Origin of the sequence: Labrys sp. 22185 (assembly GCF_052045555.1) — a bacterium.
Lineage (GTDB): Bacteria > Pseudomonadota > Alphaproteobacteria > Rhizobiales > Labraceae > Labrys > Labrys neptuniae.
On the sequence record NZ_JBQEPH010000066.1, the window covers coordinates 1 to 12,417 of the forward strand.

9 protein-coding genes and 2 pseudogenes are annotated in these 12,417 nt (G+C 56.8%); 2 read left to right on the top strand and 9 right to left on the bottom strand.

Annotated elements, in window-relative coordinates; all coding sequences use genetic code 11:
* From ACTJKX_RS36710 to ACTJKX_RS36750, 9 genes and pseudogenes are all read right to left on the bottom strand, one after another.
* Positions 1–609, bottom strand: a pseudogene (locus ACTJKX_RS36710) (IS5 family transposase); the annotation flags it as partial.
* Positions 610–694: 85 nt separating this feature from the next.
* Positions 695–1,636 (bottom strand): annotated as a pseudogene (locus ACTJKX_RS36715) (IS630 family transposase).
* An 85-nt stretch (positions 1,637–1,721) separates the two neighbouring features.
* On the bottom strand, positions 1,722–3,317 hold the full coding sequence (locus ACTJKX_RS36720) for a GMC family oxidoreductase (RefSeq protein WP_440728341.1): 1,596 nt from the start codon (positions 3,315–3,317) through the stop codon (positions 1,722–1,724).
* Positions 3,318–3,466: 149 nt separating this feature from the next.
* Positions 3,467–3,841 carry a hypothetical protein gene (locus ACTJKX_RS36725; protein ID WP_440728342.1) on the bottom strand — a complete coding sequence of 125 codons (375 nt, stop codon included), beginning with the start codon at positions 3,839–3,841 and terminating at the stop codon, positions 3,467–3,469.
* Positions 3,842–3,892: 51 nt separating this feature from the next.
* Entirely contained in the window at positions 3,893–5,362 is a 1,470-nt protein-coding gene (locus tag ACTJKX_RS36730) for an aldehyde dehydrogenase family protein (RefSeq protein ID WP_440728343.1), read from the bottom strand.
* An 85-nt stretch (positions 5,363–5,447) separates the two neighbouring features.
* Positions 5,448–6,278 (bottom strand): nuclear transport factor 2 family protein, encoded by an 831-nt coding sequence (locus ACTJKX_RS36735; protein WP_440728344.1) that lies wholly within the window; start codon positions 6,276–6,278, stop codon positions 5,448–5,450.
* Positions 6,279–6,289: 11 nt separating this feature from the next.
* A complete protein-coding gene (locus tag ACTJKX_RS36740) occupies positions 6,290–7,141 on the bottom strand; it encodes an SDR family oxidoreductase (RefSeq protein ID WP_440728345.1) in 852 nt (283 codons plus the stop codon).
* Between the two features lie 142 nt (positions 7,142–7,283).
* Positions 7,284–8,477, bottom strand: coding sequence for a serine hydrolase domain-containing protein (locus ACTJKX_RS36745; RefSeq protein WP_440728346.1), 1,194 nt, complete (start codon positions 8,475–8,477; stop codon positions 7,284–7,286).
* Positions 8,478–9,031: 554 nt separating this feature from the next.
* Positions 9,032–9,811: a response regulator transcription factor gene (locus tag ACTJKX_RS36750; protein ID WP_440728347.1), complete on the bottom strand. Its 780-nt coding sequence runs from the start codon at positions 9,809–9,811 to the stop codon at positions 9,032–9,034.
* A 480-nt stretch (positions 9,812–10,291) separates the two neighbouring features.
* On the opposite strand from ACTJKX_RS36750, the gene ACTJKX_RS36755 reads away from it, so the two are divergent.
* The gene (locus ACTJKX_RS36755) at positions 10,292–10,510 is read left to right on the top strand and encodes a hypothetical protein (protein WP_394315548.1); all 219 of its coding nucleotides are present in this window, start codon (positions 10,292–10,294) and stop codon (positions 10,508–10,510) included.
* Between the two features lie 1,069 nt (positions 10,511–11,579).
* On the top strand, positions 11,580–12,417 hold an 838-nt coding region (gene rfbA, locus ACTJKX_RS36760), incomplete at its 3' end, for a glucose-1-phosphate thymidylyltransferase RfbA (protein ID WP_440728348.1).

Consider the following 12,417-nt stretch of genomic DNA (forward strand, 5'->3'; position numbering starts at 1 on the left):
GGTATTTTCGAGCCCGCGACGGGTTGCTTGGGATGACAGCCACAGCATCTTTGTCTGCAATTGCCTGGCGCAGGCGATCGGCGTCGTAAGCGGCGTCGGCCATCACGACCTTGGCGGGTAAGCCGTCGATCAAGGCATAGGCCTGGGGGCAATCGCCTCTGTGGCCGGCGGTCAGGGTGAAGCGCACCGGGCAGCCAAGACCTCTGACAGCCATATGGATCTTGGTGCTCAGGCCGCCGCGAGAACGGCCAAGGGCCTGATCTTCAGACCCCCTTTTTTGGCGCCCGAAGCATGCTGATGGGCACGGATGATGGTGGAATCAACGATCAGATACTCGAAGTCCGGATCGTCCGACATCGCCGTGAAGATGCGCCACCATACACCCTTATGGCTCCAACGGCTGAAGCGACGGAAGACACTGTTCCACTCACCGAAGACCTCGGGCAGGTCACGCCAGGGCGAACCGGTGCGCACGATCCACAACACCGCTTCCACAAACATCCGGTTATCGTGACCAGACGAACCGCGCGTCCGTTCATCGCCGATAATATGCGCCGAAATACGCTCCCATTGATCGTCGCGTAGAATCAGACGGTCCAAAACACCCATCGCTGCCTCCAAAAGACAGCTTTGAATCACATATCCCCCACTCTTGGGAATCCCAAGAGTCCACAACTCCTAGAGCGTTTCCGGTTTAATCGGGTTCATATCCGGCGCCTCTGAAGAAGTTGGCCCATTCGGTTGGCGCGAAGAGATCGACGATGGCGCCGAGCGCATCCCAGAATGCGCCAATCGAGCGTTCGGCTCTGGCGCGGAGCACGGCCTTGAGCTTGGCGAAGGCGTTCTCGATGGGGTTCATGTCCGGGCTGTATGGGGGCAGGATGGACAGCGTCGCGCCCGCGCGTTCGATGGCCTCGCGGACGCCCGCGGGTTTGTGGGCGGGCAGGTTGTCCATCACGACGATGTCGCCCGGCTTGAGCGTCGGAACCAGCACCTGCTCGACATAGGCGAGGAAAACGGTGCCATTCATGGCGCCATCGTAGACGAAGGGGGCGGTCATGCCATCGAGGCGCAGTGCTCCGGCAAAGGTCGTCGTCTTCCAGTGCGCGTGAGGAATACCGGCCCGGCAACGTTCGCCGCGCGGGGCACGGCCGCGCAAGTGGGCCATCATGGTCGACAGGCCGGTCTCGTCGATGAAGACGAGGCGCCGGGGATCGAGATCGGGCTGGGCCTCGAACCAGTCGCGCCACCGCTTCAGGACGTCGGGCCGCTCCTGCTCCAGTGCACGGGCGGTCTTTTTTGAACGTCCAGCCTCGCCCGCGAAGCCAGGCGCTCAGAGCACTATGACCGATGACGACCGACCGCTCGCCAGACAGGCGTGCCATCATCTCGTTCAGCGTGATGTCCCGGCGCTCCTCGATTAGCCCTACGATGAAGGCCTCATGCGCATCGAGGCGCGAGGTCCGACGCCGGCCCTGTATCCGCGCAGTGGTCTCACCCAGCCGCGCCCGTGCGATCCACCTGATCGCCGTCGAGATCCCCACCCCGAACCGGACCGCAGCCTGACGCGCCGACGCTCCATCCGTCGAAGCCTGCAAACCCGCCCCCAAAGATCGTCGCTCAGTGCCCGTGCCACGCCAAACCTCATCCAACGATCACACGGAATCAGGCGCCGGCCGCCCCGTCTCTTCACAATCGATTCAATCACGGCCGGAAATGCTCTAGGACTTTAAATCTTCTGCAAGCAGAACGGAGGCATGGCGCGCCAGTGCCTGTGTGGGCGCGTTGGTGTTTCCGCTGGTGATGTTTGGCATGACGGAGGCGTCGATGATGCGCAAGCGATCGACCCCGCGCACCCGAAGCCGGGCGTCCACGACAGAGCGTTCGTCCTGACCCATGCGGCATGTGCCAACCGGATGCCACATTGTCGTCACCACTCGCTTGACCCATTCACCAAGATCCTTGTCACTCTGAGTCGATGGTCCGGGTTCGATTTCTTGATCAATGAGTGCAGCAAGCGATTCTTGGCCCATGACCTGACGAACTGCGCGTACAGCATCAACGGCCTTCTTTAGATCGGCTTGGTGGCCGACAAAGTTCGGGTTGATGAGTGGCATCGAGGTGGGGTCACCGTCTGCAAGCCGAACCCAGCCGCGGCTTTCGGGCTGCAACACGACGAGTTCAAAAGTAACGCCGGAACGATCACCAGTCGGGCGGAGGCCGTCTTCGGATACGATGGGAACGTGGTAGCATTGGATGGTTGGATCGGCGGTGAAGTCCTCCGGGTTCCAGTAAGACACTGTCTCGATGCCATTCCCGGCGGCAGGCCCGTCCTTGGTGACCAGGTAGCGCAATCCCGCTTTTATCGTGCCCAAACCATGGGCGGCTGCCTGATAGCCGAGATCACCTTTCACATATGCTCTGACCGGCACGATTGGATGGTCTTGAAGATGCTCGCCAACATCTGGGGCGTCGACTATTACGTCGATACTGAACTGTTTCAGATGCGCTGCCGGCCCTACACCGGAATGCATCAGGATCTTAGGGCTCTGTATCGATCCGGCCGAGAGGACGACCTGAGTTCTCGCCTTGAGAACCTGCGACCGGCTCCCTGTCAGAACGACCCCGGTGGCACGCTTGCCGTCAAAAACGATCTTCGAGACAGTGCTGTTGGTGAAAAGATTCACGCGCCGGGACGCGAGGTGACGTCGCAGATAGGCATCAACTGCGCTGCATCGACGTTGATTTCCTACCGTGGACTGCACTGGTGATACGCCGAATTGGCTCTTCCCGTTATAGTCAGGATTGTACGGAAGCCCATATTCCTGGAACGCCTTCAGGCAGGCCTGATTTAGCTTATTGATGCCCTTGGGAAGTTGAACCGAAAGGCCACCAAAGACCCCATGGAATTCATTATGAAACGTGTCACTGTCTTCCTGGGCAAGAAAATCCGGAAGCAAATCCGCGTAGGACCAGTTCCCGGTGTCACCAACTGCATGCTGCCAGGCAGCAAAGTCTCTCTCCTGGCCTCGGACGTAGCACATCGCATTTATCGATGAGCCTCCGCCGAGCACCTTGCCGGATCGATAGCGCTTCACGCGGCCATGCTGCGGAACGGTATCGTACCTCCACACATGACGATCGTGCGCGAGGATGTTTGCGAAGCCCGCAGGAATATGAATGAGCGGGTCGCTATCCATTTCCCCTGCTTCGACCAATGCGATACTAACGTCAGTGTGGTCAGCCAAGTAGCCAGCTACGACACAACCAGCTGCTCCGGCACCCACGATGATGACGTCGAATTCGTTCTCTGACATCTCAAGTAATCCCCTTATTGGTGCCGTGAACAAACTGGTCTCAGCGCACGAGTAAGCTGGTGCGAGATGGCAAGCCTCACCAGTGTCTTTCAATGTCACTGAGCCGTTAGATAATTTGGACGGCTCGTTTGCGTGTTGGTACGGAGCACTTACCCGCCGTATCGCGTCATGATCATGGAACCAGGCACGATGAGCGACATGAACTTCGCGGCCCCTGGGGCATCCGAAAAACTCTTCATCGAAGCCTCCGCGTCGGCGAGGGAACGCCAATGGACGATCACCACCCAGTTTTTGTCGCTTCCCGGGGCAGACTCACGCGACAGGAAACCTGAACGTTTCGAAACCACGTCGGTTTCAATCTCATGATCGACAGTTGCGAATTGCGCAGGGGTGACGGTGGGCTTTAATTTTAGGGTCACAACCTCAATGACCGGCTTCGGCTCCTGTGCTTGAGCGGCGGACTGACCCGCCACCATGGTCAGGAGCAGCCCGGTTGCGATTGCAAGCGTTTTCTTAAGCGTCATTGCTTGAATTCCTTTGTTCGTATTTTCGATTACGGGAATCGTCCGGCTGGCTTAATATTTGGCGTGGCCTCGCTCTTGCACGGTGATCCACCGCGTCGCGCTGAAGGCGTCCATGCCCGCCTGGCCGCCGAACCGGCCGTATCCCGTATTCTTGACGCCGCCGAACGGCGCCATCGGCTCATCGGCGATGCCTTGATCGTTCACGTGAATGATGCCGGTCTGAATCCGCTCAGCGACATCGAGCGCTTCCATCAAGTTCTCGGAAATCACCCCGCCCGTGAGGCCGTATTCGGAGTCATTCGCCAGCGCGACCGCCTCGTCGATTGTATCGACCACATGCACGACCGTCGCAGGGCCGAAAATCTCACCGTAGAAGATGTCCATGTCCTTGGTGATGTCGGCGAGCAGCATGGGCTTCAAAAGCGTCCCGGCCGGCCCTTCAATCTCGCCTGATCCGGCGAGCACTTTCGCGCCCTTTGAAATTGCGTCCTTGACGAGCGCGGAGACGCGCTTTGCCGCTCGAATGTTGACGACCGGTCCGACCAGGGTTCTGGGATCGGACGGATCGCCATAGGGTATCGCGTCGACCGCCTTCGTGAATTTCTCGACGAATTGGTCTGCGATGGCGCGCACAACGATAACGCGATCCGTCGACATGCAGATCTGGCCGGAATTGATATAGGCGCCGAAGATCGCTGACTTGACGGCGTAGTCGACGTCGGCGTCCTTCAGCACGACCAGCGCGTTCTTGCCGCCGAGCTCAAGAACGGCGGGCTTCAGATTTTTGGCGGCTTCAACACCGATGATCCGCCCAACATTGGTCGAGCCAGTAAAGTTGACCAATCGTACCCGTGGGTCGGCGATCAACGTGCTGACGACCGTGCCAGCGTCCTTCAGATCGTCCGTGACCACATTCAGGACGCCGGCCGGCAGCCCCGCTTCGTTCAGTACGTCGGCCAGGTAAAGACCGCAGGAGATAGGCGCGTCTTCAGATGGCTTCATCACGACCGTGTTTCCCACGGCCAGCGGAATGGCGATCGAGCGTATTCCGAGGATATAGGGAGCATTCCATGGAGAGATCGCGGCGATGACGCCATACGGGACTCGCTTCGCGTAGGAACGCGCGCCCGGCGTGTCGGTCGCCAGTATTTGTCCGACCGGCTGCGTGATTGCAGCTGCTGCTTCCCGCAGGATTTCAACGCATAACTCAACATTGAACTTGGCCCATGGGCGGGCTCCGCCGACTTCGCCCGCCATCGTGGCGATCGCGTCCTCTATCCGGGCCTCCATCAGGTCGGCGGCGCGAAGGAAGATCTTGCGGCGTTGGAAGGGTCGCATGGCGGCCCAGGCAGGAAAGGCGGCCGCGGCGGCATCGACCGCCGCCGTCACGTCGGCCGGCGAAGCCGCAGCCACCTTCGCATAAACCTCGCCCGTCCACGGCGAAATATCATCCACGAGCCGATTATCGGTCGATGGGATTTCCCGGCCGCCAATCAGAAGGCCACGCGTCACGATGCTCATCAAATATCCTTCGCTGTTGCGGCGTCGGTCGGCGACTGCGGCCTCCCAGACACGCTATGGTTCAGAATTTCCCGTTGCTGTTTCGTCAGTTGCCGCGAGCGGGGATCGTTTCCAACACGTCCCAGTGCTCAACGATGCGACGGTTGGCGACCCGGAACAGATCGTAGAAAGCGGTCGGCCCATCACCGGCCACGCCTTCGCTGGCAGCAAGGACGAAACTACCTTCGCCCAGTAGCTGGCGCACGTGCGTATAGCGATGGGGAGTGCCGGCTGCAGCATCCAGTTGCCGGAAGGCAGCGACCATGGCGTCCGCCCCGTCGCCCACGTGCGGGTTATGTTGGATATAGGTGACGGGATCGACGTAGGACGACACTCGATCCATCCGACGCTGTCCAAGCAATTCCTCCACTAAGCCCTTGACCAGGGCTTTGTTCGCGTCGGTCTTTTCCAGCTCACCAACTTCGGTCGCACCATCCATCATCGTACGACCACTTGGATTGGGCCGGATTGGCATCTCTTGGAGATTGTCCCAATGCTCGACGATCAACCCATTTTCGAAGCCGAAAATGTCGAAGCCGATTTTTGGGCCGAAAAATTCATATTCCGCATGCGCAAATACGAAATCGCCATCCTGGTACACGCGGACGGTTTTCATGCGTGCGGAGCTTGATATCGGTTGCTTCTGGGCAGCTCGCAAACCGGCCACGCCGTCCGAAACCATCAGATTGTGTTGGGTGTAGTGATTTGGGTAGATAATGGAAGCCGGGGCTGGATCGCCGGTCTCGATGCTCTTAAGGAAATCCACGACCTGACGCTTGTGATCGCTGTCCAGTGGGACCGCGAAAGACTGTTGGTTTCCCATAGCTATGATCACCGTGCCGAGAGCGAGATTCCCGAGGAACGTCCGACGATCCATGCCATCCGCCTCTACGCCAGTTTGCTAAGGGCCTCGGCGACACTGACGCCAAGCGAGGTTGTGGGTCTGCCAAGCAGTCGGCTGAGTTCATGGCCATCATCGAAGAGCCCACCTTGGGATGCTCCGAAATCCCAGCCTGCGATGGCGTGAGCGAGTGGCTCCGGGAGACCGAAACCGGCCAACACCGCTGCATAGTCCGCTACGGACAAATTGCGGTACGGGATGTCACGGCCGGACTGCCGGCTGATCTCGGCAGCCAATTCCGTCAATGTATAGGAAGTGTCCCCAGCCAGCTCGTAGGTACGGCCGATATGGCCATCGCTTGTCAGCACGATCGCGGCGGCTTCCGCATAGTCTGCCCGCGCCGCCGATGAAATCCGGCCGTCCCCGGCCGATCCGATAAAGGCGCCGCCTGCCAATGCGCCGCCGATAGAGCCGGTATAGTTTTCCGTGTACCAGCTGTTGCGAAGGATGGTGACTGGCAGGCCTGACGCCTTCAAGTCCTTCTCGGTTGCAAGATGCTCCTCTGCGAGGCTCAACGGAGACGAATCGGCCCGAAGCAAGCTAGTATAAACGATATGCTTCACGCCTTGGCGCGCTGCAGCAGCGATCACGTTGGCGTGCTGCGCTTTGCGTTTGCCGACCTCGCTCGACGAGATCAGCAACAATGTATCGATTCCCTTCAGCGATGAGTCCAGCGTCGCGACGACGTCATAATCGGCCTCCCGCACCTGCACACCAAGGTCAACCGCCTTGTCCTGCGAGCGGACCAAAGCGACAACGTTGCCCGCCCCTCGCTTCCTCAGGCTCGCCAAGACGAAGCGTCCAAGCTGGCCGGCCGCACCCGTTACGCCAATAGTCATGATATCTCTCCTTCAAGTTCAGTTGTTGTGTCGCGACAAATCGAGCCGATGAGCCGGCCCGTATCCAACCCTTCGCGTCCGCCGCATGCGCCATCGTGTCGCGTAGCGACCCAGAGGTGCAGCAGGTGCCGAAAGGCCGTCTTCAGTCGGCGTAGGCAGCGCGCCGAAGACTCGTAGGGAATGTGCCTGCCATGCCGCCGATAGCCGTGTTTGTCAGCGCCACCACGGACAGCTCGGCACTTGGATCGACCCAAAAGCTTGTTCCGTAGACGCCCGACCAGTTCCAGGAGCCTTGCCGCGAGCGAAGCCCTGCAGCATTGGGGTCCTTCAAAACCGCGACGCCAAGGCCCCATCCGTATCCCGGTCCCGCTATGCTTACGCTCAGATTGCCGATGGCATTGCTCGCAAAGGCCGATACGATAGCGGGCTCAAGGATTCCGTTGCCGCCGGTCCGCAATGCGTCAAGGAATGTCAGATAGTCTCTCGCCGTCCCGACCATTCCAACACCGCCTGAAGGGAAGGCATTGGCGTTGAACGCGCGAGAGGGCGAATAGACGATGGATCCCTGATCGAATTTCAAAGAGAAGGCATCGGTCATTCGAACTGGTGGCTTCTGAGTATCTGCATAAGGCGTTGCAACCACGGTCGACGTCGGCACGCTGAATGCCATGCTCTCCAGCCCCAAGGGGTCAGTGACGAGCGTCTTGACCACATCTTGAAGCCGCGCCTGGGCCACTGCTTCAATCACCGCGCCGAGAACGTCAATCGCGAGGGAATAGCCCCAGCTGGTCCCCGGCTCGTAAAGGAGGGGAGCGGACGCCAAGCGGCGAAGGTTTTCCTCGAGCGTGAGGTGCCCATTGTCGAGGCCATCCGAGACTCCGAGCTTGTGATACGGTCCGTCCTCGGCCTCAAGAAAACCATAGGTCAAGCCTGCGGTGTGAGTCATCAGATGGTGCACGGTTATGACTGGCTGCTTCCCATCGCGAGTGCCCGGCCGGAAATACGGCAGCCAGCGAGAAACCGGATCGTCCAGGGACATTTTCCCCTTTTGGATCAGAGCGAGCGCCGTGATGCAGACAACCGCCTTCGTCATCGAGGCAAGCCGATAGACTTCATTCGGTTCCACCGCGCGGCCGGCCTCACGATCCCCAAAACCCGCGGAGCGTTCGTAGACGATGCGACCGCTTTTTGCCGCGATAACAGTGAGGCCGACGATCTGCTGGGAACTGATCGTCTGATCGATGACAGCATCGAATGCCGTAGCCCGGTCCCATGGTGTGGCTGCGGTTTGAAGGGCGAACGCCCGCGCGAGCGCTTGAGACGACGTAAATTTCATAGCACACCAATAATAATCGAGGATAGAAAGCCGCTTCTTGCAACCGCGTGTATTTTATTTCTATCGGTATTTGGATATTTATACCTTAAAATACTCATGTAACTCTCCAAATTTTCGTTTACATTTTCGGTAATGCCGATTGGATCGAGCAGATAGAATTGTGCGTGCGGTGAGATCGGTTCTTACTCAGAGAGCGAGCTGCGCTCCAGGAAGAGCTAAAGGCCGCATCACGCGCGACTAGCGCTCCGCATAGGGGTGACCGGCCCTGAGCTGCTGTCAGGTGGGCCTGATGGGTGGTCCGCAGAACGTTTCAGAGCGGCGTTTAACAACATGGCTCGTTCCTTCCTTGGCTCTCTCCGCGATGGCGTTGAGGCGTTAAGGTGAGGCGCTTTTGCTTCAGTCCCCCAGACTTGCCACTGACTTGTCATCCAGCAGCGGTTAGAGCCTCGGCGGGTTTTGCGCCGAATTGCGCGGTTGCGGTGAGATAGATCAATCGTCAAGGACACCCAAGTTGGGGTGAAATCAGGCGTCCTTTGAATTTCAAAAGACATTTATCAATCTAAAATTTGCTTCGCTTTAAGTGATAAATCTGTTCTATTTTTTGCTTCCAGCTTTCGCATGATATTACGAATATGTACCCCCACGGTACTTTCTTTGATATTCAGAGTCGCAGCGATTATTTTATTTCTTTCTCCACGACGAATGCATTTAATGATCTCAAGTTCACGCTGCGTTAATTTTCCTCCTCGCGCCGTGTTTACGCTGGTTTCGCCCACCATTGGGCCTGCACCGCCTAAGCTGGAGACGGGTATGAATTGTCCCCCTGCCCAAACAAGACGGATTGCTGCGAGCACGATCTCGAAGGTCGAGCTCATTCCAATAAAACCTTTCGCGCCTATCTCGAGAGATCTACTAATTTGGTGAGATTGTTCTAAATCTGATATAATAATTACTTTAGATTTAGGGTTAATACTTATAACTTCGAGCAAATCGTGCTCTATGACCCTGTGAGTCTCAGCGCTACCGAGAGAGCACAATATTATTAGGCATTCATCTCTCGTATTTTGTGTCCACTCCAAAACCGAGGAATATCCATTTACGTGATGAGATATATTTGCAAGTTCTATACACCGAGTTACGGATTCTAAAGTTAGGATATTGGTGCAAATTACTTCAATATTTGGAATAATAACTTTGAATTTTGACTCGTTTATGAGATTGTTGTCTTGTGGTGCGAGTTTATCAGATGGTGAATGATAGGGGGCTCTCTTATCTTCGGAAGCTATAATTGTAGCAGGGGAATCCAGCGTCTCCTGGATTGCAATTTTTGTCAAAACAGCCTCCGTCATCCATGTCGACTGAGATAAAGCTATATTTTTGTATAGTAACTGGATGAGCTAATTTATCACAAAAGTGCCAGTATACCAAAATATCTTAATTGTTAATTGGTGTGACTTTCATGTTTATATTGTTTTATCTATTTTTTATATGTAAAGGTATTTTGTAAATTATTAGATATAAGTTTATTTATATATTTATTTTTATAATAATATTTATGTTCACATCCTCATTGGAGGATGGGTGTAATGGGTGATTTTGTATTGATCGATGTGGGCTCCGATACAGAAAAATATATACGATTCGAATATTCCATGTGCCATTCGCATTTACGGAATGTATGCCTTGCAGTCCCAAGTTTGCAGGGATCATTACGCAGCGGCTGGGAGTAAGGACAAACACCGGATCTTGGAGGAGTTCATCGTAGCGACAGGACATCACGAAAGGTCGGAAATTCGTGTCTTGAGCAGCTCGCCGTGGACAAAGGGCCGACAGACCCGGTAGCGGCGGTCGCGTTCGAGGAGGCTGTGCGGATCACGTTAATCGTAATATGGGAGGCTTCCGACCAAGTCTGCGGCAAACGCCTGAAGGCGTTGTTGTCGCTTCTATTGCTGGCGCTACAGTGCAACCACCATTTAAACCTCGGGATAGAGATGCGCCGCAAGATTTTGTCGATGAAGCAGCGCCACGGTTGATCGGTTGCCTCAGACGCCAAGGCGCGTTAGGAAATGGGCGGAGGCGATCGAGAAACGTGCCGGAACGGCGGCGACGCATCAAATGTGCACCTTTGTTGGCTGGAATGAGCCGCTTTCCGGTAACACGGAAATGGACCTGGTGGCTCATTGCGGACGGGTCAACCGCGGCAGCTACGTTTGCCGCCTGGCTCTGCCCGATTTCGCCAGCGGGTGGGCGGAGGTCGCGCCCATCGTCGTGGGAGAAGGCGCCCCTCGTGGTCGAGATCGTTGGAGGTATTTGCCGGAGCTTGCTTTTACACTGAAGGCTTTAGATGCCGATAATGGCAGCGAATTCGTCGACAACAGGCTGATCGAGTACTGTCTCGGTCACGGCATCAAACTCACCCGCTCTCGGCCATATCGTAAGAACGACCACGCGTGGATGGGGCAGAAAGACGGTGCTGTCATACGCAGGGTCTTGGGCTATCGGCACTTCGAGGGTTTGGCGTCAGCCTGCGCGATCACGCGCCTTTGCGGAGATCCAGGCTGTTCGTGAACTTAGTTCAGTCCTTATGCAAATTGGCTGCAAAGCGGCGTGAAGTCGTGTTCTTATCCTTGGATTTAGGGCCGTTGCAAAGCAGATACATGCTTTCAGGGCATATTTGAGGCGTGACGACTCCTCGAAATGATATTTTTGATATCTATTTAGAGAATCTCTTATATTTATAAATATTTCCATATGCTTATACAATGGTTGGTAATTGGGATTTAGTTTATCCTCAGTGCTTACCCAAAATGTCTATCGGTTTGAGCCGATGACGTTATTGACTTTTTTGGAGAGAAATCTCTATCCTTTCTCTTGCGGCTATAGCATAGCGCGACCGTGTGATGTGAAAGCAGTTGTTGAGAGGCATTTGGCGGGAATTTCTCCGTATATGTTCTGGGGAGCGCGCGCCTCTCGCCTGTCCGCTGGTGGTGCTATGGATTGTTATGGGTTGGGGCCGGTTAGATTGCTCTTGATCCGCAGTGTTGCAAATCTTTATGCAGCCGGCGAAAGGAAAAATAGATCTTGAACGAGGTAGTATCGAGAATGCGCGGTATCATACTGGCCGGCGGCAGTGGCACCCGGCTCTATCCGATGACCAGCATCACCTCCAAGCAGTTGCTGCCGATCTACGACAAGCCGATGATCTATTACCCGCTCAGCACCTTCATGCAGGCGGGTATTCGCGAAATCCTGCTGATTTCCACCCCGCATGATCTGCCGCTGTTCCGCAAGATGCTCGGCGATGGTTCGCAATGGGGCCTGAAGCTGAGCTATGCCGAGCAGCCGCGCCCGGACGGCCTGGCCCAGGCCTTCGTCATCGGAGCCGATTTCGTGGCGGGCGAGCCTTCGGCGCTCATCCTGGGCGACAATCTGTTTTATGGGGCCGGCCTGCCCGGCCTGATGCGCTCGGCCGTCTCCCGCCGCGAGGGGGCCACCGTGTTCGCCTATCACGTCACCGATCCCGAGCGCTATGGCGTGGTCGGCTTCGACGAGAAGGCGGTGGCGACCTCGATCGAGGAGAAGCCCAGGCAGCCCAAATCCAACTGGGCGGTGACGGGGCTGTATTTCTACGATGCCGAGGTGGTCGACATCGCCCGGACCATCAAGCCCTCGGCGCGCGGCGAGTATGAGATCACCGACGTCAACCGCATCTATATGGAGCGGGGCAGCCTGCATGTGGAGCGCATGCGGCGGGGCTATGCCTGGCTCGACACCGGCACGCCCGACAGCCTGCTGCAGGCCGCCGAGTTCGTGCGCGTGCTTGAGCACCGGCAGGGCGTGCGCCTGGCCTGCCCGGAGGAGATCGCCTTTTCCAGCGGCTGGATCGATGCCGATCAACTGCGTCACCTCGCCAAGAAGGTCGAGAACAGCAGCTACGGCA

Bases quoted from the DNA above. Each gene is read 5' to 3' on its own strand.
- ACTJKX_RS36730 (WP_440728343.1), bottom strand. From the start codon at position 5,362: ATGAGCATCGTGACGCGTGGCCTTCTGATTGGCGGCCGGGAAATCCCA.
- ACTJKX_RS36745 (WP_440728346.1), bottom strand. From the start codon at position 8,477: ATGAAATTTACGTCGTCTCAAGCGCTCGCGCGGGCGTTCGCCCTTCAA.
- ACTJKX_RS36720 (WP_440728341.1), bottom strand. From the start codon at position 3,317: ATGTCAGAGAACGAATTCGACGTCATCATCGTGGGTGCCGGAGCAGCT.
- ACTJKX_RS36735 (WP_440728344.1), bottom strand. From the start codon at position 6,278: ATGGATCGTCGGACGTTCCTCGGGAATCTCGCTCTCGGCACGGTGATC.
- ACTJKX_RS36740 (WP_440728345.1), bottom strand. From the start codon at position 7,141: ATGACTATTGGCGTAACGGGTGCGGCCGGCCAGCTTGGACGCTTCGTC.
- ACTJKX_RS36725 (WP_440728342.1), bottom strand. From the start codon at position 3,841: ATGACGCTTAAGAAAACGCTTGCAATCGCAACCGGGCTGCTCCTGACC.